The 24,526-nt window shown below is 72.1% G+C and carries 22 protein-coding genes; 13 read left to right on the top strand and 9 right to left on the bottom strand.

Features of this window, described 5'->3' with window-relative positions; all coding sequences use genetic code 11:
* Nucleotide 1: 1 nt before the first annotated feature.
* The gene (locus SOM13_RS09665) at nucleotides 2–577 is read right to left on the bottom strand and encodes an RNA polymerase sigma factor (RefSeq protein ID WP_192060807.1); all 576 of its coding nucleotides are present in this window, start codon (nucleotides 575–577) and stop codon (nucleotides 2–4) included.
* Nucleotides 578–797: 220 nt separating this feature from the next.
* On the opposite strand from SOM13_RS09665, the gene SOM13_RS09660 reads away from it, so the two are divergent.
* Both SOM13_RS09660 and SOM13_RS09655 read left to right on the top strand, forming a co-directional pair.
* Nucleotides 798–1,736: a helix-turn-helix transcriptional regulator gene (locus SOM13_RS09660; RefSeq protein ID WP_243215284.1), complete on the top strand. Its 939-nt coding sequence runs from the start codon at nucleotides 798–800 to the stop codon at nucleotides 1,734–1,736.
* Entirely contained in the window at nucleotides 1,733–2,701 is a 969-nt protein-coding gene (locus tag SOM13_RS09655; RefSeq protein ID WP_320479561.1) for an aldo/keto reductase, read from the top strand. Before SOM13_RS09660 ends, SOM13_RS09655 begins: the two co-directional genes overlap by 4 nt.
* Nucleotides 2,702–2,820: 119 nt before the next feature.
* Here the strand turns inward: SOM13_RS09655 and SOM13_RS09650 are convergent, their stop codons facing one another.
* From SOM13_RS09650 to SOM13_RS09640, 3 genes are all read right to left on the bottom strand, one after another.
* A complete protein-coding gene (locus tag SOM13_RS09650; protein WP_192060804.1) occupies nucleotides 2,821–3,081 on the bottom strand; it encodes a DUF6458 family protein in 261 nt (86 codons plus the stop codon).
* Between the two features lie 436 nt (nucleotides 3,082–3,517).
* Nucleotides 3,518–4,291: a type I 3-dehydroquinate dehydratase gene (gene aroD, locus SOM13_RS09645; RefSeq protein WP_320479560.1), complete on the bottom strand. Its 774-nt coding sequence runs from the start codon at nucleotides 4,289–4,291 to the stop codon at nucleotides 3,518–3,520.
* A gap of 1 nt (nucleotide 4,292) precedes the next feature.
* Nucleotides 4,293–5,243 carry a shikimate dehydrogenase gene (locus SOM13_RS09640; RefSeq protein WP_320479559.1) on the bottom strand — a complete coding sequence of 317 codons (951 nt, stop codon included), beginning with the start codon at nucleotides 5,241–5,243 and terminating at the stop codon, nucleotides 4,293–4,295.
* A gap of 194 nt (nucleotides 5,244–5,437) precedes the next feature.
* On the opposite strand from SOM13_RS09640, the gene SOM13_RS09635 reads away from it, so the two are divergent.
* The 3 genes from SOM13_RS09635 to recQ all read left to right on the top strand — a co-directional run bounded on the left by SOM13_RS09635 (nucleotide 5,438) and on the right by recQ (nucleotide 11,225).
* Nucleotides 5,438–7,987, top strand: a complete 2,550-nt coding sequence (locus SOM13_RS09635; protein ID WP_320479558.1) for a 5'-nucleotidase C-terminal domain-containing protein — start codon at nucleotides 5,438–5,440, stop codon at nucleotides 7,985–7,987.
* 130 nt (nucleotides 7,988–8,117) lie between these two features.
* Nucleotides 8,118–9,083: a type II CAAX endopeptidase family protein gene (locus tag SOM13_RS09630; RefSeq protein WP_243215279.1), complete on the top strand. Its 966-nt coding sequence runs from the start codon at nucleotides 8,118–8,120 to the stop codon at nucleotides 9,081–9,083.
* 9 nt (nucleotides 9,084–9,092) lie between these two features.
* Nucleotides 9,093–11,225, top strand: coding sequence for a DNA helicase RecQ (gene recQ / locus SOM13_RS09625; protein ID WP_320479557.1), 2,133 nt, complete (start codon nucleotides 9,093–9,095; stop codon nucleotides 11,223–11,225).
* A gap of 157 nt (nucleotides 11,226–11,382) precedes the next feature.
* On the opposite strand, the gene SOM13_RS09620 is transcribed toward recQ, so the two are convergent.
* Nucleotides 11,383–11,940, bottom strand: a complete 558-nt coding sequence (locus SOM13_RS09620) for a hypothetical protein (RefSeq protein ID WP_320479556.1) — start codon at nucleotides 11,938–11,940, stop codon at nucleotides 11,383–11,385.
* A gap of 314 nt (nucleotides 11,941–12,254) precedes the next feature.
* On the opposite strand from SOM13_RS09620, the gene SOM13_RS09615 reads away from it, so the two are divergent.
* The 4 genes from SOM13_RS09615 to SOM13_RS09600 all read left to right on the top strand — a co-directional run bounded on the left by SOM13_RS09615 (nucleotide 12,255) and on the right by SOM13_RS09600 (nucleotide 16,390).
* On the top strand, nucleotides 12,255–13,340 hold the full coding sequence (locus SOM13_RS09615) for an alkene reductase (RefSeq protein WP_374231586.1): 1,086 nt from the start codon (nucleotides 12,255–12,257) through the stop codon (nucleotides 13,338–13,340).
* A 267-nt stretch (nucleotides 13,341–13,607) separates the two neighbouring features.
* Entirely contained in the window at nucleotides 13,608–14,645 is a 1,038-nt protein-coding gene (locus SOM13_RS09610; protein WP_320479555.1) for a septum formation family protein, read from the top strand.
* 116 nt (nucleotides 14,646–14,761) lie between these two features.
* Nucleotides 14,762–15,370 carry a CDP-alcohol phosphatidyltransferase family protein gene (locus tag SOM13_RS09605; RefSeq protein ID WP_192060795.1) on the top strand — a complete coding sequence of 203 codons (609 nt, stop codon included), beginning with the start codon at nucleotides 14,762–14,764 and terminating at the stop codon, nucleotides 15,368–15,370.
* A 63-nt stretch (nucleotides 15,371–15,433) separates the two neighbouring features.
* Nucleotides 15,434–16,390 (top strand): SDR family NAD(P)-dependent oxidoreductase, encoded by a 957-nt coding sequence (locus SOM13_RS09600; RefSeq protein ID WP_320479554.1) that lies wholly within the window; start codon nucleotides 15,434–15,436, stop codon nucleotides 16,388–16,390.
* A 211-nt stretch (nucleotides 16,391–16,601) separates the two neighbouring features.
* Here the strand turns inward: SOM13_RS09600 and SOM13_RS09595 are convergent, their stop codons facing one another.
* Nucleotides 16,602–17,312 (bottom strand): SDR family oxidoreductase, encoded by a 711-nt coding sequence (locus SOM13_RS09595; protein ID WP_320479553.1) that lies wholly within the window; start codon nucleotides 17,310–17,312, stop codon nucleotides 16,602–16,604.
* 107 nt (nucleotides 17,313–17,419) lie between these two features.
* Here SOM13_RS09595 and SOM13_RS09590 point away from each other — a divergent pair, with 107 nt between their 5' ends.
* A complete protein-coding gene (locus tag SOM13_RS09590) occupies nucleotides 17,420–18,022 on the top strand; it encodes a TetR/AcrR family transcriptional regulator (RefSeq protein ID WP_320479552.1) in 603 nt (200 codons plus the stop codon).
* A gap of 188 nt (nucleotides 18,023–18,210) precedes the next feature.
* Here the strand turns inward: SOM13_RS09590 and SOM13_RS09585 are convergent, their stop codons facing one another.
* Nucleotides 18,211–19,206, bottom strand: a complete 996-nt coding sequence (locus tag SOM13_RS09585) for an NADP-dependent oxidoreductase (RefSeq protein WP_192060791.1) — start codon at nucleotides 19,204–19,206, stop codon at nucleotides 18,211–18,213.
* A 191-nt stretch (nucleotides 19,207–19,397) separates the two neighbouring features.
* Entirely contained in the window at nucleotides 19,398–19,610 is a 213-nt protein-coding gene (locus SOM13_RS09580) for a hypothetical protein (RefSeq protein WP_192060790.1), read from the bottom strand.
* A gap of 191 nt (nucleotides 19,611–19,801) precedes the next feature.
* Here SOM13_RS09580 and SOM13_RS09575 point away from each other — a divergent pair, with 191 nt between their 5' ends.
* From SOM13_RS09575 to SOM13_RS09565, 3 genes are read left to right on the top strand one after another with little or no spacing between them, the layout of a single operon-like run.
* Nucleotides 19,802–21,652 (top strand): circularly permuted type 2 ATP-grasp protein, encoded by a 1,851-nt coding sequence (locus SOM13_RS09575; protein ID WP_320479551.1) that lies wholly within the window; start codon nucleotides 19,802–19,804, stop codon nucleotides 21,650–21,652.
* On the top strand, nucleotides 21,646–22,575 hold the full coding sequence (locus tag SOM13_RS09570; protein WP_192060789.1) for an alpha-E domain-containing protein: 930 nt from the start codon (nucleotides 21,646–21,648) through the stop codon (nucleotides 22,573–22,575). The genes SOM13_RS09575 and SOM13_RS09570 overlap by 7 nt, the downstream gene beginning before the upstream one ends.
* Entirely contained in the window at nucleotides 22,572–23,417 is an 846-nt protein-coding gene (locus tag SOM13_RS09565) for a transglutaminase family protein (RefSeq protein WP_192060788.1), read from the top strand. Before SOM13_RS09570 ends, SOM13_RS09565 begins: the two co-directional genes overlap by 4 nt.
* Here SOM13_RS09565 and SOM13_RS09560 read toward each other — a convergent pair.
* The gene (locus SOM13_RS09560; protein ID WP_320479550.1) at nucleotides 23,401–24,405 is read right to left on the bottom strand and encodes a hypothetical protein; all 1,005 of its coding nucleotides are present in this window, start codon (nucleotides 24,403–24,405) and stop codon (nucleotides 23,401–23,403) included. The genes SOM13_RS09565 and SOM13_RS09560 overlap by 17 nt on opposite strands.
* Between the last annotated feature and the right edge of the window lie 121 nt (nucleotides 24,406–24,526).

The following is a 24,526-nucleotide window of genomic DNA, read 5'->3' as shown; positions in this document are numbered from 1 at the left end:
CTCAGTTCTCGTACTGCGTGCCGGTGGTGGCTGTGCGGAAGGAGCGCAGCCGGCCGCGGATGCGCTGGATGCGTTTGCGTGTCGCCGGTGGCGTCAGGCCGAGCGCGGCCGAGGCTTCGTCGTAGGAGAGTCCTTCGATGAAGCAGAGACGGACGAGCTCGCGGTCGTCCGGTGGGAGACCGTCGAGGGCCTCCTGCAGATATGCGAGCTCCTCCGCTGCCGCGCGTCGGTCTCGACCACGTTCCCATTGGTGGAGGTGGTCCACCGTGTCGAGATCGCCGGCCTCCTGTCGGACGGCCCGACGGTTGGTCGCGACTGCGATGTGGCGCGTCGTCACGAGCAGCCACGGCAGCAGAGAACGTTCCGGGTCGAGATCCGCTCGACGGCGCCACGCCACGAGCAGGACCTCCTGGGCGACGTCCTCGACACTGCCGCGATCGGTCACCACCGAGGCTGCGTATCGGAGCACGCTCCTGACGTGCAGACGGGTCAGCGCCTCGAACGCATCGATGTCCCCGCCGCGCGCACGAGCCACCAGATCGTTCTCGGTCTCGCCCGGTGTCGATCGTCGTCTCATCGGTCGTCCTCACTTCCGCTCTCAGTAGTGAAGTGCCGGGTGGGGCAGTTCTGTGACCAGGCAGAACGGTTCTCCTCCGCTTCGGGCGGCCCGCTTGTCCATCACGCTCGATGCGCACGATACTGAAGTGCTCGCCGTCCGCGCCGGCAGGAGATCCCGGATCAGGGGTGCTCCAGCGGAACACCCCTGAGCGCGCTCTCCGTGTCGTACGGTCGATCCCATGGACAACAGGAGCGAGGTACGCGACTTCCTGACCACGAGGCGGGCCCGCGTGACCCCTGCGCAGGTCGAGCTGCCCGGTGGTCCGGGGCGGCGCGTGCCCGGTCTGCGGCGGGCCGAGGTGGCCATGCTCGCCGGCGTCAGCGTCGAGTACTACTCGCGCCTCGAACGCGGCGACCTCGGGGGAGCGTCCGAGGCGGTGCTCGAGGCGATCGGCGGCGCGCTGCTGCTCGACGAGGCCGAGCGATCGCACCTGGCCGACCTCGCGCGCGCTGCGAACGAGTCGCCCGTCCGGGCTCGGTCGAGGTCGCGTGCGCGTCCCGCCGGCGTCTCGCGCGCCCTTCAGCTGGCCCTCGACTCCGTGGCCTCGGGGCCCGCGTTCGTCCGGAACGGACGGATGGACGTGCTGGGCGAGAACGCTCTCTTCCGGGCGCTCTACTCCGACCTCTACGCCCTCTCCGACCGGCCCGTCAACCTCGCCCGCTTCGTGTTCCTGCACCGCGAGCTGGCCGAGGCCTTCTACCCGTCGTGGTCGATCGCCGCCGACATCAACGTCGCGATCCTCCGCACCGAGGCCGGCCGCGACCCTCATGACAGGGCCCTGCACGACCTCGTCGGCGAGCTGTCGACCCGCAGCGACGAGTTCCGCACCCGGTGGGGCGCTCACGAGGTGCGGCATCACGCCTCGGGGAGCAAATCGTTCCGGCATCCCGTCGTCGGCGATCTCGACCTGGTCTACGCGGCCATGGAGCCGATGGGCGAGCCGGGGCTGAACTTCCTCATCTACAGCGCCGAGCCGGGCACGCCGACCGAGGAGCGCCTCCTTCTCCTCGCCAGCTGGGGCGCCGGCCCGGTCGATCCGCAGTCTCGAGAACCAGCAGGCCCCACCGACGGGCATCGCACGCGAGACGACGCACGACGAGAGGACAGCTCACGATGAGGTACGGACGACTCGGGACGACCGGCCTGCGGATCAGCCGCATCGGCCTCGGCTGCATGAGCTACGGCGATCCGACGCGGGGCCTGCACGCCTGGACCCTCGACGAGGAGGCCTCCGCGCCCCTCTTCCGCCAGGCCGTCGAGCTCGGCGTCACCTTCTGGGACACCGCCAACGTGTACCAGGAGGGCACCGGCGAGGAGTACGTCGGCCGCGCCATCCGCGAGTACTCGCGCCGCGAGGACATCGTGCTCGCGACGAAGGTCAGCGGCCGGATGCACGACGGGCCGGGCGGGTCGGGCCTCTCGCGCAAGGCCATCCTCGAGCAGGTCGACGCGTCGCTCTCACGCCTCGGCACCGACCACATCGACCTCTACCAGGTGCACCGCTACGACGACGAGACCCCGGTCGAGGAGACGATGGAGGCGCTCCACGACCTCGTCCGGGCCGGGAAGGTCCGCTACACGGGCGCGTCGAGCATGTACGCGTGGCAGTTCGCCAAGATGCAGACCGCGGCCGTCGTGAACGGGTGGACGCCCTTCGCGTCGATGCAGGATCAGTACAACCTCCTCAAACGGGAGGAGGAGCGCGAGATGATCCCGCTCTGCGCCGACCTCGGCGTCGGGCTCGTGCCGTATTCGCCGCAGGGCAAGGGGCGGCTCACGCGCCCCCGCGACGTGACCACCGGTCGCTCGGCCGTCGACGAGGTCGCCAAGGCGTTCGACACCGACGCCGACGGCCCGATCATCGATGCCGTCGAGCAGGTCGCGGCCGAGCACGAGGTGCCGATGGCGCAGATCGCGGTCGCCTGGGTGCTCCGCAACCCCGTGGTCTCGGCCCCGATCGTCGGGGCGACCAAGCCGCACCACCTCGCCGACGCGGTCGCCGCGCTCGAGGTCGAGCTCAGCGACGACGACGTCCGCCGCCTCGAGGAGCGATACGTGCCGCAGGCGCCCTTCTGGTGGTGACCGGTCGGTGACGGACGCTGGCCACGACGGCCGACGGGCGGACGCCGGACGGCCGGACGGCCCCGCACCCTGCCGGTCAGGCAGGGCACGGGGCCGTCGGGGGTTCGGGCGGGTGCCGGTCAGACGACCGGGCCGCCGCCGTCCTCGGTGGAGCGACGCGTGACGCGCTCACCGGTCACGGGGTCGACCGCCGAGCGCGAGGTCGAGGTGACCTGGCGCCGACGAGTCAGGAACACGATGCCGAGGAGGGTGATGACGACCCCCGCGGCGATCAGGATGTAGCCGACCAGCTGGATGTCGATACCGGCCACCTGCAGGTCGAGTGCGAACGCGAGGATCGCGCCGATCACGATCAAGGCGATTCCGCCGCCGATGCTCATGGGTTCTCCTTCGTCGCGCATCCTGCGAGTGCCGAACGGGCTCGTCCCGATCGACCGGATGCTGTCTGACGCCCACGCTACGCACGAGACGGCCGCCGTGTTCCGCTCGCCCCCGACTGGGGGTGCCCGCCCGCCGGCCGGTGTCGCCCCGTTCGCCGCCCGGTGTCGCCCCGTTCGCCGCCCGGTGTCGCCCCGCCCGGCGGCTCGACCGGGTGCCCTCCCTCGCGCTACTGTCGTCTCACTCCGAGGCGAGCCCGACCCGACGGCCCTCGTTGAGCGACGACCGTCGCTCGTTTCCCGGTGGTGGGGCCGCGGTCGGCTCCCTCGGAGGCCCGCACCTGACGGCCGCTCACCCACGACGCCAGAAGATGGATTTGACGCCAGCAAAAAACCTGGCGGCGTGTCCACATCCTGGCGCAGTGCCCGCGCCCCGCCGCTACCCGCGGTGGAGCAGCTCGAGCGTCGCGCGCAGCCCGGCGGCGTCCAGCTGCCCCGGCGCGCTCGACTCGCCCACCGTGCCGAAGGTCAGGCACGAGCCGAAGGCCTCGCCCGCCACGCGCGACACCGCGCCGAGCGGCCCCATCGACATGGTCACGGCCGGCACCAGCCCCGCCCCCGCCCTGAACTCGAGGGTCGCCGCGAGCAGCGTCAGCACGTCGTCCGCCGACCGCGGCATGGCGGCGAGCTTCACGACGTCGGCGCCGAGCTCCTGCTGCAGAAGCAGTCGCGAGACGATCTCGTCGCGCGTGGGCGTCGCGGCGAAGTCGTGCGACGACATGACGACCACCACCCCCGCCGCGTGCGCGGAGTCGACGACGGACTCGAGCACGTCGGGCTGCGTGAACATCTCGACGTCGACGGCGTCCGCCGCGCCCGTCCCGATCAGGGCGCCGAGCAGCAGGCCGTAGTCGTCGGGGGTGATGTCGCGCTCGCCGCCCTCCTGCTTCGTGCGGAAGGTCGCGATCACCGGCACGTCGTCGGGCAGGGTCGCCCGGACGGCGACGAGGGCCGACATGGCCTGGGCGATGTCGTCGACCGCGGTGAGCCAGTCGACGCGCAGCTCGACGACGTCGTACGCCTCGCGGGGGAGTGCGGCGGCCGTGGCGACCAGCGCCTCCTCGGTGCGACCGGTCAGCGGCACGCAGACGGCGGGTCGGCCGTCGCCGAGCACGACCGACCGCAGGGTCACGGGGCGGGGGGTCGGAATCATGTCAGCGCCTTCCGTCGTCGGAGGTCGGGGCGGATTCCGAGGATGCCGAGGAGGCGCGGGTCGCCCCCGCGAGCGACCCCACCGCCCGACGCATCGCCTCGCGCACCCGCGCCGCCTCGTGCGGTTCGTCGACCGCGGTCGTGGCACCCCCGCCGTCATGCCCGGCCCGCGCCTCGCCCTCGCCGCCGTCGGCGAAGAGCGCGACCTGCGAGATCGCCTGCTCGACGAGCATGTCGAGCCCGTTCAGCACGAGCCCGCCGGCGTCGGACCAGCGGGAGGAGGCGCGGGTCGGCCAGGGCTCGTAGGCGACGTCGAACAGCAGGGAGGCCCCGTCGACCGGTGCGAGCGGGAGGTCGTCCGCCGCGCCTCCCGGGAGGGTGCTGATGACGAAGTCGAGAGGGCCGAGACCGGCGAGCGCCGTCAGCGGGTGGATCTCGAGGTCGACCCCGAGATCGGAGGCGAGCGGCGCGAGCTCGCCGGCGCGACGGGGGTCGCGGACGAGCACGGCGACCGAGCGCACCCCCAGGCGCCAGGCGGCGGACAGCGCCGAGGCGGCCGTGGCGCCCCCGCCGAGCACGACCGCGGAGGTCGGCCGGGCGTCGTGCCGCAGGGCGACCGAGCGGACGATGCCGTCGACGTCGGTGTTGTGACCGTGCCGTCGCCCGTCGGCGTCGAGGACGACCGTGTTCGCGACGCCCAGCCGCCGGGCGAGCGGCGAGACGGTGTCGAGCAGCGGCAGCACCTCGCGCTTCAGCGGCATGGTGAGACTGAGGCCGCGCCAGCTCCGATCGAGGGAGGCGACGAAGCCGCCGAGCGCCCCCGAGGCGACCTCGACGCGGTCGTACCCGTAGGGCAGACCGAGCGCGTCGTAGGCGGCCCGGTGCAGCACGGGCGAGAGCGAGTGGGCGATGGGCGAACCGAGCACGGCGAGGCGGGTGCGGGGGGTGGTCACGCGGGCACCTCCGGGCTCGATCGGCGGACGCCTCAGCCTAGCGATCCCTCCCCAGACGCCCCTGCGTGAACAACACGTGACGTTCCTCGGCGGATCCTTGCCCGATTCCCAGCCGAAACCTAGGCTCTCGATGTCGACCCTCGTTCAGGGGAGTCGTCGGCCCCGACCGCCACGTACCAGGAGCACAGACGCCCATGCGCACAAGCCCCCCGTCCTCAGAGAACCGAAGCCAGGGAGGCGGTCGTCGCGTCCGCGGAGTCGCTCTCGTCGGCGTCACCGTCGCGGCGCTCGGTCTCGGCACGCTCGTCGCCGTCCCGGCCCAGGCGGCCACGACCACGATCGACATCCTCGGCATCAACGACTTCCACGGGCGACTCGCCCAGGAGGCGAGCCCGACCGCCGGCGCCGCGGTCATGGCGGGCAAGGTCAACGAGTTCCGTGCCGCGAACCCGAACACGCTCTTCGTCTCGTCGGGCGACAACATCGGGGCCTCGACGTTCACGTCGTTCATCCAGGACGACGAGCCGACCCTCGACGCCCTCAACTCGATGGGGCTCGACGTCAGCACCCCGGGCAACCACGAGTTCGACAAGGGTCGCGCCGACTTCGACGACCGCGTCGTGCCGCGCAGCGACTTCCCGTACGTCAGCTCGAACATCCTCGACAGCGCGACCGGCGAGCCCGTGTACGACCCCTACTACGTCGAGGAGGTCGGCGGCGTGAAGGTCGGGTTCATCGGCGCCATCACCGAGCTGATGCCCGAGCTGGTCAGCCCGGCCGGCATCGAGGGGCTCGAGTTCGGCGACATCGTCGACTCGGTCAACCTGGCCGCCGCCGAGCTCACCGACGGGGTCGACGACGCCGACAACGGCGAGGCCGACGTGCTCGTGCTGCTCGTGCACGAGGGCAACGCGACCGCCATCGAGGCCGACGCGACCGGCGACTCCGACTTCGCGGACATCGCGAAGAACGTCTCGCCCGAGGTGGACGCCATCCTCTCGGCGCACACGCACGCGACCTACGACTTCGAGAACATCGTGCCGACGGGCGGCACGAAGCCCCGTCCGATCGTCCAGACCGGCAGCTACGGCGCGAACCTCAGCCACCTGACCGTCACCTACGACGCCGTCACCGACGAGGCGTCGGTCACCGGCGCGCTGGTGCCCCTCTACCAGTCGGCGACACCCGACCCGGCCGTGGCGAAGATCGTCTCCGACGCGGTCGCCGTGGCCGCCGTCGAGGGTCGCAAGCCCGTCGGCACGATCACGGCCGACGTCCTCCGGGCCAAGCAGCTCGACGGCAGCGAGAACCGCGGCGGCGAGTCCACCCTCGGCAACCTCGTCGCCGACGCCCAGCTCGCCGCGACCGTCGAGAACGGCGCGCAGATCGCGTTCATGAACCCGGGCGGTCTCCGCGCCGACCTCAAGTACGCCTCGAGCGGCGACGCGACGATCGACCCCGACGGCCGCGTGACCTTCCAGGAGGCCGCCGCCGTCCAGCCCTTCGCCAACACCCTCGTCGTCTCGACGCTGACCGGTGCGCAGATCCGTCGGACGCTCGAGCAGCAGTGGCAGCCCGCGGGCTCGTCGCGGCCGTTCCTGAAGCTCGGCGTCTCGAAGGGTCTCAGCTACACGTACGACCCGACGGCCGCCGCCGGCTCGCGCATCGGTCAGATCCTGTTCCAGGGTCAGCCGCTCGACGAGACCGCGAGCTACAAGGTGACCGTCAACTCGTTCCTCGCCTCGGGCGGCGACAACTTCACCGCCCTGAACGGCGCCTCGGCGAAGGCCGACAGCGGCAAGGTCGACCTGCAGAGCCAGGTCGACTACTTCGCGGCGAACCCCGTCGTCTCGCCCGACCTCGCGCAGCGCTCCGTCGGCGTCACCGTCCCCGCCGCGCCCGAGGGCGGATTCGCCCCCGGCGACACCGTGTCGCTCGGTCTCTCGTCGCTGCTGTTCAGCAACGGCGGCCCCAGCACGGGCACCGTCACGGCGGCGTTCGACGGAATGCGGGTCGGGTCGGCCCCCATCGACGGCACCGTGGTGACCGGCACCGACGAGCAGGGCCGCGCCACGCTCGAGGTGACCGTGCCCGAGGGGCTCGAGGCGGGCACCCGCCAGCTGACGATCTCGGTCGAGGGCACGAGCACGACCGCGACCGTCCCGCTCGAGATCGCCGCGCCTCCTGCCGCCCCGATCGAGTCGGTCACGGCGCCCCGCATCACGGGCGACGCGGTGGTCGGCCGCACGCTCCGCACCGACGGAGGCGCGTGGAGCGTCGACGGCGTGACCCGCGCCTACCAGTGGACCCGCGACGGCGCACCCATCGCCGGCGCCACCGGCGACCGGTACCGCCTCGTCGCGGCCGACGCCGGCCGCTCGATCGCGGTCACGGTCACCGCGACCGCCGAGGGCAGCACCGAGGCCTCGGCGAGCTCGTCGGCGGTCACGGTCGACAAGCTGTCGTCGCGGATCCGCGGCGGGGCATCGGCCCTGCTGACCACCTCGCGTTCGCCGGTGAGCTACACGGCCACGGTCACCGGCGCGGTCACCCCGACCGGCACCGTCGCCGTGCGCGACAACGGCCGCACGGTCGGCACCGCCACGGTCGGCCCCGATGGCAAGGCGACCGTCCAGGTCGGCAAGCTCGGCCGCGGCATCCACCTGCTGACCAGCGAGTACAGCGGCGACGCGGCGCTCGACGGCTCGGCAGGCGGGCTCGCGGTCGTGATCGTCCTGTTCTAGCAGCCCTCACCGCCCCGACGGCCCGTGTCGTGCGTCCATCGCGGGCGTCGGCGCGGGCCGTCTCGGCGTCCGGGCGGCGGGCCGCCGGGTCGCGCGGGGGACTGTCGGGGGCGCCCCTTACCCTCTAGTCGTGACCGTCGCCTACCACCGCATGTTCCGCGCACTGCCGACGTACCGCTGGTACCGGCCCGTGCTGGCCGCCGTGCTGGCGGTCGTCTTCTATCTCGTGCTCTCGAACGCCTTCGTGCTCGCCGTGACGGCCGTGCTGCGGGTCGTGGCTGGGGCCGACGCGGTGGGTCGCGTGTACCGGGCGCTGCAGGCCGATCCGCTCGACGCCTCCGAGCCCCTCGTCATGCTGCTGACGCTCGGGTCGATCGTCATGATGCTGCCGTCGGTGCTGCTCGCCACCCGCGCGGCGGGGCTCGGCGGGCCGGGGCGCCTCTCGAGCGTCGCGGGGCGCCTGCGCTGGGGCTGGTTGGCCCGCTGTCTCGTGCCGGCCGCCGTGTTCATGGGGCTGACGGTGCTGCTGAGCTCGTTCGCCGTGCCTCTGCTGACCGGCGCGTCGATCGGTCTCGGGCCCGTGACGACCCCGCCTGAGGCGCTCGTCTGGTCGCTGGTGGTCATCGTGCTGCTGGTGCCGCTGCAGGCGACGGCCGAAGAGTACGCGTTCCGCGGGTTCGCGATGCAGGCCCTCGGCTCGTGGATCGCCTGGCCCGCGGTCGCGATCGTGCTGCCGACCATCGCGTTCGCCGCCGCACACGCGTACAACCCGTGGGGGCTCGCCGACGTCGCCGTCTTCGGGGTGGCCGCGGCCTGGCTCACCTGGCGGACGGGCGGGCTCGAGGCCGCCATCGTCGCCCATGTGCTCAACAACGTCGTGCTGTTCGTGCTGCTGGCGCCGTTCGCGGGCACCCCGTCGAGCGACGGCAGCCCGCTGGGCCTCGCGGTCACCGTCGTCACGACGCCGCTGTACGTGTGGCTCGTCGTGCGGGCGTTCGACGCGGCGGGGCTCGATCGGTCCTCCCCAGACGGTCTCGTCGGGGTGGTTCCCACCAGGAGGCACGGGGCCGACGAGCCTGTCGGTCGCGCCTCTTAGACTCGCCTGGTGACCAACGCTCCCACCACCTCCGCCGTCGCCCGACCGGCCTCCGCCGCACCCCTCGACGTGCTGCAGCGGGTCTTCGGCTACGACGACTTCCGGGGGCAGCAGGCGGCGATCATCGAGCAGGTGGTCGGCGGCGGCGACGCTCTCGTGCTGATGCCGACCGGTGGCGGCAAGTCGCTCTGCTACCAGGTGCCCGCTCTCGTGCGAGAGGGCACGGGCATCGTCGTCTCGCCGCTGATCGCACTGATGCAAGATCAGGTCGACGCGCTCGAGGCGGTGGGCGTGCGTGCCGAGTTCCTGAACTCGACCCAAGACCCCGACACGCGGCGCGAGGTCGAGCGGGCCTTCGTCGCCGGCGAGCTCGACATGCTCTACCTGGCACCCGAGCGGCTGCGGCTCGACTCGACCAAAGACCTCCTCGACCGCGCGCGGCTGTCGCTCTTCGCCATCGACGAGGCGCACTGCGTCGCGCAATGGGGCCACGACTTCCGCCCCGACTACCTCGAGCTCTCTGTGCTGCACCAGCGCTGGCCCGACGTGCCGCGCATCGCCCTGACGGCGACGGCCACCGAGACGACGCACCGCGAGATCTCGGCCCGGCTCGAGCTCGACGACGCCGCGCACTTCGTCGCCGACTTCGACCGGCCCAACATCCAGTACCGCATCGAGTCGAAAGACGGCCCTCAGCAGCAGCTGCTGCGGTTCATCCGCGCCGAGCACGACGGCGACGCCGGCATCGTCTACTGCCTGTCGCGCAAGTCGGTCGAGGGCACGGCCGAGTTCCTGGTCAAGCAGGGCATCGCCGCGCTGCCGTACCACGCGGGTCTCGACGCGGGCGTGCGGGCCCGCAACCAGTCGAGGTTCCTCCGCGAAGACGGCATCGTGATGGTCGCGACGATCGCGTTCGGCATGGGCATCGACAAGCCCGACGTGCGCTTCGTGGCCCACCTCGATCTGCCGAAGTCGGTCGAGGGCTACTACCAAGAGACCGGTCGAGCGGGTCGCGACGGCCTGCCGTCGACCGCCTGGCTCGCCTACGGGCTGCAGGACGTCATGCAGCAGCGCCGCATGATCGACCAGTCGGAGGGCGACGCCGACCACCGGCGCAAGCTCAGCGCCCACCTCGACGCCATGCTCGCACTCTGCGAGACCGTCGAGTGCCGCCGCGTGCAGCTGCTCGGCTACTTCGGCCAGGCGAGCACCCCGTGCCACAACTGCGACACCTGTCTGACGCCGCCTCAGGCGATCGACGGTACCGTCGCCGCGCAGAAGCTGCTCTCGACGGTCGTGCGCCTCAAGCGCGAGCGCGACCAGCAGTTCGGCGCCGGTCAGATCATCGACATCCTGCTCGGCAAGACGACCCCGCGCATCACGCAGAACCGGCACGAGCAGATCGCGACGTTCGGCATCGGCTCCGAGCTGACCGAGATCGAATGGCGGGGCGTCGTCCGGCAGCTGCTCGCCCAGGGCATCCTCGCCGTGTCGCCCGACGGCTACGGCACGCTGCTGATCACCGATGCGGCGGGCGAGGTGCTCTCGGGGGGCAGGCCGGTGCGGCTCCGCAAGGAGCCCGAGCGGGCACCCCGTGCGGCTCGATCGCGTTCGGGGTCGGCCTCGGGTGCGCGGGGTTCGCGAGCGGGTGCCGGTGCGGCCGATCTCGACGCCGCCGATCAGCCTCTCTTCGAGACCCTGCGCCAGTGGCGGGCCGGCATCGCGAAGGCTCAGGGTGTGCCCGCGTACGTGGTCTTCGGCGACGCGACCCTGCGTGGCATCGCGTCCACCCGTCCGACCTCCTTCGACCAGCTCGCGACCATCAGCGGCGTCGGCCAGAAGAAGCTCGACACCTACGGCCAGCAGGTGCTCGACGTCGTCGGCGGCACGTCGCCCGAAGACGCGGCTGAGGCGGCGGCTTCGGCGGCCTCGGCCGGGTCGAGCCGCGCCGAGGCGCTCCGGGCCGAGCCGACTCGCACCGCGCCGAGCCCGGCGCGCGCCACTCGAGCCGAGCCCGCTCGCGCTCGGCCTGCGCCGGCGCGCCCGCCTCGCGACGAGCCGCCCCACGACGATGCGCCGCCGTACGACGAGCCGCCCTTCGATCCGTACGACGAGAGCGTCCCGCCCGACGACTGGCGCTGAGTCGTCAGCGCGCCGGGCCTCCGGCGCGCCGAGTCGACCGGCGTAGGCGCGGCCGGCGACGCGTGCGCGACTAGCCGCCCGTGCGCGGCGTCGGCGCGGCTAGCGTCGCGTGCGCGGCGTCGGCGCGGCTGGCCGCTCGTGCGCCGCGCCGGCGCGGCTAGGGGCGCGTGCGCGACCGCTGGGTCAGCAGCACGAGCGACAGAGTCGTCAGCAGCATCGCCCCCCAGCCGCCCGCGAACGGACCGCCGTTCAGCTGCGAGACGTACGCGGCGGCGAGCATCAGGCCGCCGGTCACCGGGCTCAACGCGTACACGAGCGGAACGCTCAGCGGTGGTCGGACCCCGCCCCGTCGCACATCGACGCGCACCGCCACGATCATCGTGGTCAGGAAGAACGACAGCAGCGCCGACGACACGTAGAGCATCCGCGCGACCATGCCCGCCACGGGGCCGAGGGCGTCCGGCGTCACCGACAGGGCGCCGGCGAACGCGAGCACCCCGAACAAGCCGTGGACGACCGGCGAGAGCAGGTAGATCGTCCGCCGTGCGAGACCCGCGGGCAGGGGGACGACCGCGTCGGCCGGCTCCGCGAGCGCGCCCGCGTCCGCGTCCGCCTCGGCGTCCGTCGCATCGAGCACGAGAGCGTCCGCCTCGACGGATCCGGACGCATCTCTCCGCAGTCGCATCCCCTGCGCTGCCCGTCGCTTCGTCGTCATCCCCACGGAGCCGAGCATAGGAGTCGCCCCGCACCTCGGCAATCCTCCATAACGGGGACACGACCGGTCTCGCCCCGATACCGCCCGGTGCACGCGCGCATCACCCGTCGCGGCCACCCCGGCGGTCGACCGGGTGGCCGCCACCGCGCCCCGCCCGCCGCTCCGCTCGCGAGCCCCGCCCGCAACCCCTGCCTGTGAAGCTGCTGCGGACTCGGAGACCGGGCCGTCCTCGGCGGAATGCCCGCGCCTCCTCGGTGGTTCCGCTCGGGGTGCGCTCCGGCGCACGTCGACATCCGTCTATGAAAGGACTCACTGTGAGCCTGTTCTCCACCGCCACGTTCGGCGACCTCGTGCTCTCGAACCGCGTCACCATGGCGCCGCTGACCCGCGTCCGCGCCAGCGAGGGCGACGTCCCCGGCGACCTGCCGGTCGAGCACTACTCGCAGCGCGCCACGATGGGTCTCATCGTGACGGAGGGCACCTGGCCGACGCAGGAGGGCAAGGCGTACCCGGGGCAGCCCGGCATCGTCACCGACGAGCAGGTCGCCGGCTGGAAGCGCGTCGCCGACGCCGTGCACGCGAAGGGCGGCACGATCGTCATGCAGGTGATGCACGGTGGTCGCGTCACGCACACCGAGGTCACCGGCACCGAGCGCATCGTGGGCCCGAGCGCGGTCGCCATCGACGGCGTCGTCCGCACCCCCGACGGCAAGCGCGACTACCCCGTGCCCCACGCCCTCACCACCGAGGAGGTGCACCAGGTGATCGCAGACATCGTCACCGCCTCGAAGCGCGCCGTCCTCGAGGCCGGCCTCGACGGCGTCGAGCTGCACAGCGCCAACGGCTACCTGCTGCACGAGTTCCTGTCGCCCGTCTCGAACGTGCGCACCGACGAGTTCGGCGGCACCCCGGAGAACCGCGCGCGGCTCAGCATCGACACCGCGGTCGCCGTCGCCGACGCCATCGGCGCCGGTCGTGTGGGCATCCGCATCTCGCCGATGCACAACATCCAGGACGTCGTCGAGACCGACGTCGACGACGTCACCGCCACGTACGACGCCCTCGTCGACGGCCTCGCGCCGCTCGGCCTGTCGTACCTGAGCATCCTGCACGCCGACCCGCGCGGCGAGCTCGTGCAGCGACTCCGTCGCCGTTTCGACGGCAACGTCATCCTGAACAGCGGATTCGGCACCGTCACCGACCTGGCCGAGGCCCGCGACCTGGTCGAGAGCGGCTTCGCCGACGCCATCGCGGTGGGTCGCCTCGCGATCGCGAACCCCGACCTCGTCGCCCGCTGGGAGCGCGGCACCGAGCTGAACGAGCCCGACCCGAGCACGTTCTACGGCCCGGGCGCCGAGGGGTACACCGACTACCCGACGCTCGCGAGCGTCTCGAGCTAGTCGGCTCGGGTCCGCCCGCCTGCGACCCGCGCTCCACCCGCCGCCGCACCCGTACGGTGGTCAGAACCTGCCCTTCGCGTCCCGCGCGAGGGCGTCTTCTGCCCACCGTGCGGGTGCGGCCCGGTCGGTGGTCAGAACCTGCCCTTCGCGTCCCGCGCGAGGGCGTCTTCTGCCCACCGTCCGGGATCCAGGCGTCTCGCCTTAGACGCCCGGGCGGCGGCGGATACGATCGACGAGCGGCACCGCACCGGCCGCGAGGAGAAGACCGTGACGAACTCGTATCTGCCGCCGCTGTTCGAGCAGCTGGCGGCCCGTCTGCGGCGGGCCCTGCCCGGCGTCGAGATCGACGGGCGTCCGTCCGACTACCTCGTCGGCGGTGCCGCCCTGCGCCTGCGTCTCGGCCACCGTCTCTACCTCGACCTCGCCGACGACGGCCGCGACTGGTTCGTCGCCGGTCTGTCGGCCGACTCCAGCGGTGTCACCCCGGTCGCCGACCGCTCGGTCGAGCGCCTCGGGCTGCCGCTGCACAGCGATCAGGCGGTCGTCGTCGATGCCGTCGTCGCCTCGGTCGGACGCTGGGCCGAGGCGGTGGGGGCCGACGAGGCGGATGCGCCGGCCGTCCTCGCGCGCCGACCCGCGCCTCCTGCGATCCCCGCGCCCGCCGCCTTCGGGGCGCCGACGCCCGCTCCCTACGTGCCCCGCGACCGGGCCCACGGCCCCGACGGGTACTGGCAGCCGACGCCCGAGGGGTCGCCCAGCCCGCTGCGGCGGCGGCGGCCGCTCATCGCCATCGTCGCGGTGGTCGTGATCGTGATGCTCGGGCTGTCGTCCGTCGGCCTCATCGGGGCCGTGCGCGGCTTCGTCGACGCGGCGTCGAGCAGCGGCTCGGGCACGGGCGCCGACGGCGGCTCGGGCGGCGGTGCGGACGGCAGCGGCTCGGGCACCCCTGTCGAGGACCTGCGCCTGGGCGACTGCTTCTCGTTCGGCCAGGGCACCACCGGCGGGGTCGTCGTCGAGGTCGAACGACAGGACTGCACGACACCGCACGACAACGAGGTGTTCTTCGAGGACGAGGCGCCCGACGTCGAGTTCCCGGGCGATCAGGCCCTCAGCGAGGCCGCCGACCAGCTCTGCTACGACGCGTTCCCCGGGTTCGTGGGCGTCGAGTTCGAGGAGTCCGTGATCGGCTACGACTTCCTCCAGCCCACCGAAGAGGGCTGGAGTGCGGGCGACCGCATCATCAGCTGCTACCTCTACGTCGACGGCCAGACGCTGACGAGCAGCCTGCGCGGCTACGGCGGCTGACCGCCAGGGCCCCGAGGAGGCGCGGGTCGGCCCCGAGGAGGCGCGGCTCGGCCCCGTAGAATCGACCCACCGAGCACGTCGTCACCCGAGTCGACGCCGCAGCGAGAGGACGACGCGTGACGCTGGTCGATCGACTGTTCCGCCAAGACGACTGGCGGACCGTGCCGAACGCGATCACCCTGGTGCGCCTCCTGCTGCTGCCGGTGTTCATCGTGCTGATCGTCGACCGGCACTACTGGTCGTCGATGGTGGTCATCGCCGTCGTCTTCCTGACGGACTTCGTCGACGGCTTCGTCGCCCGCAAGACGAACTCGATCTCCGAGCTCGGCAAGTGGCTCGACCCGGTCGCCGACCGGCTGACCGTCATCGCCGTCGTGGCCGCCTTCGCACTCGGCGGGCTGCTGCCCTGGCCGGTCTTCGTGCTGATCCTGCTGCCCGACGTGCTGCTCAGCATCGTGTCGCTCGTCGCGTTCGGCGGGGCGTCGTTCCCGGTCACGTGGGTCGGCAAGGTCCGCACCGCGTTCATCTTCACGGGTCTGCTGCTGCTGCTCGTCGGGGTCGCGCTGGTCGACCAGGGGCGGGTCGACGGGGCCGCGGGGCTCGAGTCGGTCGGGCAGACGGTCGAGACGGTCGCCTCCGTCCTCCTCGTGATCGGACTGATCGGGCACTACGTCGCCGCGGTGATCTACGGGGTCGCCCTCGGCCGGCGCATGCGCGACCGCTAGGCAGCGAGGCGGTCGGCGCGGCAGCTGGCTGCGGCGCGGCACCGGCGGCGTAGCGTTCAGAGCATGACTCGCATCACCACACCGTTCACCGCCCGCAGCACCGCGCGCGAGGTCGTCGAGGGGCTCGACCTCGCCGGCACCCGCATCGTCGTCACCGGTGGAGCGTCGGGCATCGGCGTCGAGACCGCCCGTGCGCTGGTCGCCGCCGGAGCCGACGTCACCATCGCCGCCCGCAAGATGGACCAGGCCGAGGAGGTGCTGGCCGACATCCGCCGGTCCACCGACTCGGGCACGGTGCAGGCCGCCTACCTCGACCTGCAGAAGCGCGACACCCTGCAGGCCTTCGCCGACGACTGGCAGGGCCCGCTCGACGTGCTGATCGACAACGCCGGCGTCATGGCGACGCCCGAGACCCGCACCCCCGAGGGCTGGGAGCTGCAGTTCAGCAACAACCACCTCGGCCACTTCGCACTCGCGAACGCCCTGCGGGGTGCGCTGGTCGAGGGCGCCCAGGCGTCGGGATCCCCGTCGCGGCTGGTGTCGCTCAGCTCGACCGGTCACCACAGGTCGCCGGTCGTGTTCGACGACGTGATGTTCGAGCGCCGCGAGTACGACCCGTGGGCGGCGTACGGCCAGTCGAAGACGGCCAACTCGCTCTTCGCCGTCGGCGTCACGAGCCGCTGGGCCGACGACGGCGTGCTCGCGAACGCGGTGCACCCGGGTGGCATCATCACGCCGCTGCAGCGTCACCTGCCGAAGCAGGAGATGATCGACCGCGGCTGGATCGACGCCGACGGCACCCCGAACCCGGCGTTCAAGTCGACCGAGCAGGGCGCCGCGACGTCGGTGTTCGTCGCAGTGCACCCGCTCGTCGAGGGCGTCGGCGCCCGCTACTTCGAAGACGTGAACGAGGCCGAGCCCTTCAGCGACGACGCCCCCGGCCGCGGGGTGAAGGGCTACGCCCTCGACACCGAGCAGGCCGACCGCCTCTGGGGTCTCAGCGAGCAGCTGCTCGGCTAGTCCGCGCCGCGCTGCGCCGCGCCGCGCCGCCCTGGCGATCGAGGTGACCCGAAAGGTGTCCTTGAAGGCACCGGACTACCCTTTCGGGTCACCTCGGTGCAGGTCGGTTTCGCACCTGGCGATCGAAGTGACCCGAAGGGTGTCCCAGCAGACACCGGACTACCCTTTCGGGTCACCTCGTCGCCGGTCAGTTTTGCACCTCGGCGTGCGGTCAGCTCTGCGCGAGCTGGGGGTAGACCGCCTCGAGCGGGGCCGAGAGGCCGGCCTTGAGCTGACGGGACGTGTCATCGGCGAGGACCTCGTGCTGGCCCGCCTCGGTCGCGTCGAAGACCTGCGCGACGAGGTCGGCCGGGTCGGTCTTGGCGTCGGTGACGCCGGCGGCCATCGCCGTGTCGACGTAACCGACGTGCACGCCGACGACCTGCACTCCGGCGGGCTGCAGCTCGAGCCGCAGCGAGTTGGTCGCCGACCAGAGCGCGGCCTTCGTCGCCGAGTAGATGCCGGCCACGGCGAACCACGAGAGCGCGGAGTGGATGTCGATGATCGCCGTGCCGCCGCCGCGGGCTGCGAGGAGCGGCGCGTAGGCCCGGGCGAGGAACAGCGGGCCGAAGAAGTTCGTCTCGACGTTGGCGCGGATCTCGTCGTCGGTGTGGCTCAGGATGCCCGGTGTGGGGGCGTTCGCGCCGGCGTTGTTGATCAGGACGGTGACGTCGGGGGCGGCTTCCACGACCGCGGCGATGGAGGCGGCGTCGGTGACGTCGAGCGTGAGCGGCACGACGCGCTCGTCGTCCCAGGTGCGCGGGGTGCGAGCGGTGGCGTAGACCTTGGCGGCCCCGCGGGCGAGTGCGGCCTCGACGAACCGGGTGCCGATGCCCCCGTTCGCTCCGGTGACGAGTACGACGGCGTTGGTGAGAGAGGTCATGAGGGTCTTCCTGTCGATGATGCGAAGATGAGGCGGCCCCGATCGGACCGCCTCGGACTGACTACTGTCATAATCGAGTGCAGTCAGTTTCTATTCCAGGAGAATCCATGTCGTCGACATCCGCGCCGTCCGGTCGGCGTGAGCGCAACAAGCAGGAGAAGCTCGAGCGCATCACCCGAGCCGCCTCCGACCTGTTCGCCCAGCACGGCGTCGACGACGTCACGACGCAGCAGATCGCCGAGGCGGCCGACATCGGCGCCGGCACGCTGTTCCTCTACGCGAAGACGAAGGGCGAGCTGCTGCTGCTCGCGCAGAACGACAACTACTCCCGCTCGCTCGAACGCGGTCGCATCGCCGCCGCGGAGGCCACGACCACGCTCGACGCCGTGCTGGCCGTCGTCACGCCGATCGTCGAGTGCAACCGGGCTCAGGTCGAGAACGGCCGCACGTATCTGCGCGAGATGGTGTTCGGCGACCCTGCCGAGCCGCACCATGCCGAGGCCCTCTCGATCGTCGAGCGGACGGAAGCGCTGATCACCGAGGTGATCGCCGACCGGTCGGGCGTCGAGGCCGCGCAGGCGGCGACGCTGGCCCACGTCGTGTCGGCCGTCCAGCTCGTCGCGATGGCCTCGGCGGTCGACGAGGCGACGACCGTCGCAGAGGTCGTGGAGACGATCAGGGCGCAGCTCGAGGTGGTGCTGCCGCGCTGACCTCGCCGGGCTCGGCAGCCGCACCTGCCACACACCTGCACCCGCAGTCGCTGTGGCATCCGCAACCCCGCTCACGCAACCGCCCCTGCACCCGCGCCGAGGGCGAAGCTGCCTCAGACAGCGCCGAGGTCAGGCCGACGTCGAAGGTGCCTCCGGCAGGGCGCGGGGCGCAGCTGGATCGGACCCGGTCACGCCCCGGTGACGACGGCCTTGCCGCGGATGCTGCTCGTGCCGAGCGCCGAGAGCGCCGCCGGTGTCTCGGCGAAGGCGAAGGTCGCCCCGACGACGGGTCGGATGGCGCCCGACTCGACCAGCGCGGCGATCTCGCGCAGCTGTCGTCCGTCGGCGCGCATGAAGAGGAACTCGTAGGTCACGCCGAGCTTGCGGGCCTTGCTGCGGACGCTGCGGCTGAGGCCGGCGATGACGAGTCGGAGCACGGGGTTCAGTCGGGCCTGCTTCGCGAACGCGGGGTCGGGCGGGCCGTTGATGCCGACCACCTTGCCGCCGGGTCGCAGAACGCGCAGCGACTTCTCGAGGTTCTCGCCGCCGAGGCTGTCGAGCACGAAGTCGTACCCCGACAGCTCGGTCGCGAAGTCCTGGCTGCGGTAGTCGACGACGACGTCGGCGCCCAGCTCTCGGACGAAGTCGGCGTTCGCCGAGGAGGCGGTGGTCGCCACGGTCGCGCCGAGGTGCTTCGCGAGCTGGATCGCGATGGACCCGACGCCACCCGACCCGGCGTGGATCAGCACCTTCTGCCCGGGGCCGACCCGTCCCTTCTCGACGAGGGCCTGCCACGCCGTCAGGGCGACCAGTGGCAGCGAGGCGGCCTCGACCGGGCTGATGGTCGACGGCGCGATGGCGACGTCGGCCTCGTCGACCGCGATGCGCTCGGCGAACGTGCCGATGCGGGGGTCGCGCGGGCGGGCGAAGACCTCGTCACCGGGCTTGACCGACCGCACCTTCGCCCCGACGCCGATCACCGTGCCGGCGACGTCGTGGCCGAGGGTGAAGGGGGTCTTGTACGGCAGGATCAGCTTGAACTCGCCCTTGCGGATCTTCTCGTCGAGCTGGTTCAAACCTGCGGCCACGACCTTGACCAGCACGTCGTGGTCGCCGACGACGGGTTCGGCGACATCCGCCTCGTGCAGAGGCTGCTTGTACTGGTCGACGATGAACGCTCGCATGGGGTGTCTCCTGACGTGAGGGTCGATATGACCACGCTCAATACTGAGTCAACTCAGTAGCATTGTCAAGACCGGCGGAGAGATCACACGACGAGAACGCGTCCGCAGACGGAGAAGACCCCGGTGCGAGCACCGGGGTCTTCTTCTCGTGAGGGCGGCGACCGAACCTCAGGGGCTCGGGTCGACCGACCTCAGCGGTTGAGCTTGGAGGCCTTCTTGACGGCCGCCTTGCGCGCCTTCGCGACGTCCTTCTTCGCGACGGCGCGTGCCTTCTTCACCTTGGGGTCGTTCCAGAACGAGTCGAGGTAGTTCGAGATCTGCTTGTAGCGACCCTTGCCGGCCTTGGCTCCGTAGGTGTACGCGATGAACGCGATGACGGCGATGACGAGGTAACGGAAACGCATGGGGTCCTCCCGGTGGGCGATCTGTGGTCGGTACGACGCTAGTCCTCCGGGCTGTGCGGATGTCCGCCGACGCCTCGGCGACCCTCTCCGGAGCCGGCCGCCGGGCCGCCGCCACACCGCGCCGCACCGCGCAACACCCCCGCCCTCGACCGGAAACACCCCCGCAACACCCCGTCGGTACCGTCGAGCGCATGGGCGACCTCTTCAGTGGTTACGGCGATACTCGGGGCGGCGCGCACAGCGGCTCGCACAGCGGCGCGCACAGCCGCGCGCACGACGGCGCCCGCGGCAGCGCACGCGGTGGCACCCGCACGACCGGCACCGCCGCCAGCACCCGCACCCCGCCCCGCGCGTGGGACGAGATGTTCGACACCGACGGCCAGGCCCGCCGCGCCTACGCCGACATCCACGCGACCCTCGAGGCCATGACGCAGGACGACCTGCGCGGTCGGACGGCGGCGCTCGCCGACTCGTACCTCGCCCAGGGCGTCACCTTCGACTTCGCGGGGGAGGAGCGCCCGTTCCCCCTCGACGCCGTGCCGCGGGTGGTCGAGCACGACGAGTGGTCGGGGGTCGAGGCCGGCATCGCGCAGCGGGTCAAGGCGCTCGAGGCGTTCCTGGCCGACGTCTACGGGCCGCAGCGCGCGGTGGCCGACGGGGTCATCCCCGCGAGCCTCCTGACCTCGTCGAGTCACTTCCACCGGCAGGCCGCAGGCATCGAACCCGCCAACGGCGTGCGGATCCAGGTGTCGGGCATCGACCTGATCCGCGACGAGGCGGGCGCCTGGTGCGTGCTCGAAGACAACGTGCGGGTGCCGAGCGGCGTCAGCTACGTCATCTCGAACCGTCGCGTCATGGCGCAGACCCTGCCCGAGCTGTTCGTCTCGATGCGCGTGCGGCCCGTCGGCGACTACCCCAACCGCCTCCTCTCGGCCCTGAAGAAGAGCGCGCCGTCTGGCGTCGACGAGCCCACCGTCGTCGTGCTGACCCCCGGCGTCTTCAACTCGGCCTACTACGAGCACACCCTGCTGGCCCGTCTGATGGGCGTCGAGCTGGTCGAGGGCCGCGACCTCTACTGCTCGGGCGGCCGGGTGTTCATGCGCACCACCGGCGGCCCCGAGCGCGTCGACGTCATCTACCGGCGGGTCGACGACGAGTTCCTCGACCCGCTGCAGTTCCGGGCCGACTCCGTGCTGGGTTCGCCGGGCCTCCTGATGGCCGCCCGCCTCGGCACCGTGACGATCGCCAACGCGGTGGGCAACGGCGTCGCCGACGACAAGCTCGTGTACACGTACCTGCCCGAGCTGATCCGCTACTACCTCGGCGAGGAGGCGCTGCTGCCGAACGTCCGCACCTGGCGTCTCGAAGACCCGGGCGCGCTCGACGAGGTGCTCGACCGGCTCGACGAGCTGGTCGTCAAGCCGGTGGACGGCTCGGGCGGCAAGGGGCTGGTCGTCGGCCCGGCCGCGAGCCGACGCGAGCTCGACGTGCTGCGCGCGCAGCTGCTGGCCGACCCGCGCGGCTGGATCGCGCAGCCGGTCGTGCAGCTGAGCACCATCCCCACCCTGGTCGACGAGGGGCTCCGCGCCCGGCACGCCGACCTGCGGCCCTTCGCGGTGCACGACGGCGACGACGTCTGGGTGCTGCCCGGCGGTCTGACCCGGGTCGCCCTGCCCGAAGGCGAGCTGGTCGTCAACAGCAGCCAGGGCGGCGGCTCGAAGGACACCTGGATCGTCGGCGGCGACGTCAACGCCTGGGCCGGCCACGACGTCAGCGCCCTGATCGCCGAGCAGACGACGCCGACGCAGTCCATCCCGATCATCGCCGACGCCTCGCCGCACGGCGACCACAGCCCCGATCACGCCCCTCAGGACGACCCGCGGAACGACCAGCAGGCCCAGCAGCAGCAGGAGCACGAGCAGCAGCAGCAGCAACAGCGACGAGCCGAGGAGGCGCGGGACGGTTCACGAGGCCGACCCGCGCCTCCTGCGGGCCCCCGCTCCGACCTCGGGGCACCCACTTCGGAAGGAACCCCATGCTGAGCCGCATCGCCGAGAGCCTGTTCTGGATCGGCCGGTACATCGAGCGCTCCGACGGCACCGCGCGGATCCTCGACGTGCACCTCCAGCTGCTGCTCGAGGATCCGTGGATCGAGGAGGACACCGCCTGCCGCAGCCTCCTCGCCGTCATGGGCAGCGAGGCGCCCGCCGACGTGTCGCTGACCCGGGGCGACGTGCTCTCGATGCTCGCCGTCGACCGGCACAACCCGGCGTCGATCGCGTACTCGCTCGGCGCCGCCCGCGAGAACGCCCGCCGGGCCCGCGAGATCGTCTCGACCGAGCTGTGGGAGTGCCTGAACACCACCCGCGCCCGCATGCCCCGCAAGGTCGCGGACGACAAGGTGCACGAGTTCTTCGCCTGGGTGCGCGAACGCAGCGCCCTCGCTGTGGGCATCATCGAGTCGGCCACGAGTCGCGACGAGGTGTGGCAGTTCTTCACCCTCGGGCGTTCCATCGAGCGCGCGGACATGACGGCCCGGCTGCTCGCCACCCGCACGCTGACCGAGGCGTCGGGGCCGTCGTGGACGACGATCCTCCGCTCGTGCGGCGCCTACGAGGCGTACCTCCGCACCTACAAGGGGGTGCCGAGCGCGCGCAACGCGGCGGAGTTCCTGCTGCTCGACCGGCTGTTCCCGCGCAGCGTCCTGTTCGCGATCAGCCGTGCCGAGGCCTGCCTCCGCGAGGTCGAGCCCGCGAACCATCGTGTGGCGGCGTCGGACAGCGGGGTGCGCATCCTCGGTCAGATGCGCAGCGAGCTCGAGTACAAGCCGATCGGGCGGATCCTCGACGACCTGCCCGGTCAGATGGACGTCGTGCAGGAGGCGACCAGCGCGGCGTCGGAGGCGATCCGTCAGCGGTACTTCCCGACCAGCGCCGCACCCACCTGGGTGGGTGGTCGGTCGTGAGCCGACTGCGCATCAGGCACCAGACCGGGTTCTCGTACCTCGGCGAGGCCGTCGCGAGCTACAACGAGGCGCGCATGCTGCCCGCGCACACCGAGGGGCAGTTCGTCATCTCGTCGCACCTGCGCATCGAACCGGTCGCCGCGACCCACGAGTACGTCGACTACTGGGGCACCCGGGTGTCGTCGTTCGAGGTGCTGCTGCCGCACCGCCAGCTCTCGCTGACGGCCACGTCGCTGGTCGAGGTGCGACCCGTCGTGCACCCCGACTCCGCGATGGACTGGCACGAACTGGCCGAGGTCGCCGGCGCCACCACCGAGTTCGTCGAGCACCTCGAGCAGACGCCGCTGACGACGCCGCCCGACGACCTCGTCGCCCTCGCGCGCGAGATCGCGGCGACCGCCTCGTCGCCCTGCGCCGCCGGGCTCGCGATCTGCGAACGCCTCGGCGACGCCGTGGCCTACCTGCCCGGGGTCACCAACGTGAAGACGACGGCCTCGGAGGCGTGGGAGGCGCGGGCCGGGGTCTGCCAGGACATCGCCCACATCACGGTGGGCGCGTTGCGAGCCGCCGGCATCCCCGCCCGATACGTCAGCGGGTACCTGCACCCGAAGCCGAACGCCGAGCTGCGCGAGACGGTGACGGGGGAGTCGCACGCCTGGGTCGAGTACTTCTGCGGCTCGTGGCACGGCTACGACCCGACCAACCTGATCGACATCGGGGAGCGGCACGTGATCGTCGGCCAGGGGCGCGACTACCGCGACGTGCCGCCGCTGCGCGGGGTGTACGCCGGGTCGTCGAACTCGAAGCTGTTCGTGACGGTGGAGATCACCCGCGAGGCGTGAGGGCCGGCGGGTCGGGGGGCTCGGGGAGGGTGGTGCCGGTGCTGTTGCTGTTGCTGTTGCTGGTGCTGGTGCCGGTGGCGGTGCTCGTGCTGCCCGGTCGGGTCGTGGTGGCGAGCTCGGCGTCGAGCGGACGCAGGCTCGGGTGGTTCGCGACCCCGTCGAGGCCGTGGGTGCCGAAGAGGGTCATGACGGCGGCGATCGGGGCGTCGACGCCCCGCAGACGCAGCGGCGAGGTGATGCCGTCGAACTCGCAGACGAGGGCCCAGTCGCCGACCTCGGGGTAGACGGCCGTCATCGCCGAGTAGTGGAAGCTGACCCACTGCCCGCCCGCCAGGCAGATCAGACGCTGGTTCGACACCACGAGACGGACGTCCTGGTGCTCGCGCCACTGGTCGCGGGCCTGCGCCTCGGCCGATCGCCGAGCCGAGGCGTTGCTCAGCGTCGAGACGGCGAGCCCGGCGAGCACGAACGCGGGGCTGCCGACGAAGAACCTGCTGCCCCCGCCCTGAGCGACGGTCTGACCGTAGTAGCGCTCGTACTCGACCCCCACGCTGTAGAAGAAGACCTCGCCCGGCTGCGGCACGACCTCCCAGACGGGGATGGTCTGCGGCACCTGCTGATCGAGCAGCGCCCGGCGGAGGCGTCGCGCCTCGGCCCAGGCGGCCTCGCTCGCGCTCGCGCGGTCGACCCTGACGAGCTCGGCGCTGCGCTCGGATCGCGTGTAGCGCCCGGTGCGGTGACGCCAGTCGCGGAAGGTGCGCATCGCGCCACGCACGGTCAGCACGACCGCGACGACCACGCACACCGGGATGGCGAGCACGACGGCCAGCGAGGCGATGCTCGACCCGAGGGTCGCGCCGATGGTCGAGGAGGAGGTGCCCGTGCCCGCGCTGGTGCTCGTGGTGATGGCGCCGGCGATCAGGGGCAGCACCACGACGGCCAGCACGCCGGCGGCGAGGGGGATGATCCAGCGAAGGTGGCGCCTCATGCCCGCGAGTCTAGGGCGGGCTGCCGGGCGGTCTCTCGGCGGTTCGGCGGGTTCCCGTCATCCGCGGCGGGCCTCGGCGTCGGCGAAGCGGGTGCTCTCGGGGGCGGTCAGCGTCATCGCC

Origin of the sequence: Frigoribacterium sp. CFBP9030 (assembly GCF_034045195.1) — a bacterium.
In the GTDB taxonomy this organism is placed as follows: Bacteria; Actinomycetota; Actinomycetes; order Actinomycetales; family Microbacteriaceae; genus Frigoribacterium.
This window is presented reverse-complemented; position numbering and strand designations above follow the sequence as displayed.

Excerpts from the sequence above, each read along its gene's own strand:
- SOM13_RS09650 (WP_192060804.1), bottom strand. The coding sequence starts at position 3,081 with ATGAGCATCGGCGGCGGAATCGCCTTGATCGTGATCGGCGCGATCCTC.
- aroD (WP_320479560.1), bottom strand. The coding sequence starts at position 4,291 with ATGATTCCGACCCCCCGCCCCGTGACCCTGCGGTCGGTCGTGCTCGGC.
- SOM13_RS09575 (WP_320479551.1), top strand. The coding sequence starts at position 19,802 with ATGGGCGACCTCTTCAGTGGTTACGGCGATACTCGGGGCGGCGCGCAC.
- SOM13_RS09590 (WP_320479552.1), top strand. The coding sequence starts at position 17,420 with ATGTCGTCGACATCCGCGCCGTCCGGTCGGCGTGAGCGCAACAAGCAG.
- SOM13_RS09660 (WP_243215284.1), top strand. The coding sequence starts at position 798 with ATGGACAACAGGAGCGAGGTACGCGACTTCCTGACCACGAGGCGGGCC.
- SOM13_RS09585 (WP_192060791.1), bottom strand. The coding sequence starts at position 19,206 with ATGCGAGCGTTCATCGTCGACCAGTACAAGCAGCCTCTGCACGAGGCG.
- SOM13_RS09635 (WP_320479558.1), top strand. The coding sequence starts at position 5,438 with ATGCGCACAAGCCCCCCGTCCTCAGAGAACCGAAGCCAGGGAGGCGGT.
- SOM13_RS09620 (WP_320479556.1), bottom strand. The coding sequence starts at position 11,940 with ATGACGACGAAGCGACGGGCAGCGCAGGGGATGCGACTGCGGAGAGAT.
- SOM13_RS09595 (WP_320479553.1), bottom strand. The coding sequence starts at position 17,312 with ATGACCTCTCTCACCAACGCCGTCGTACTCGTCACCGGAGCGAACGGG.
- SOM13_RS09600 (WP_320479554.1), top strand. The coding sequence starts at position 15,434 with ATGACTCGCATCACCACACCGTTCACCGCCCGCAGCACCGCGCGCGAG.
- SOM13_RS09655 (WP_320479561.1), top strand. The coding sequence starts at position 1,733 with ATGAGGTACGGACGACTCGGGACGACCGGCCTGCGGATCAGCCGCATC.
- SOM13_RS09570 (WP_192060789.1), top strand. The coding sequence starts at position 21,646 with ATGCTGAGCCGCATCGCCGAGAGCCTGTTCTGGATCGGCCGGTACATC.
- SOM13_RS09665 (WP_192060807.1), bottom strand. The coding sequence starts at position 577 with ATGAGACGACGATCGACACCGGGCGAGACCGAGAACGATCTGGTGGCT.
- SOM13_RS09580 (WP_192060790.1), bottom strand. The coding sequence starts at position 19,610 with ATGCGTTTCCGTTACCTCGTCATCGCCGTCATCGCGTTCATCGCGTAC.
- SOM13_RS09560 (WP_320479550.1), bottom strand. The coding sequence starts at position 24,405 with ATGAGGCGCCACCTTCGCTGGATCATCCCCCTCGCCGCCGGCGTGCTG.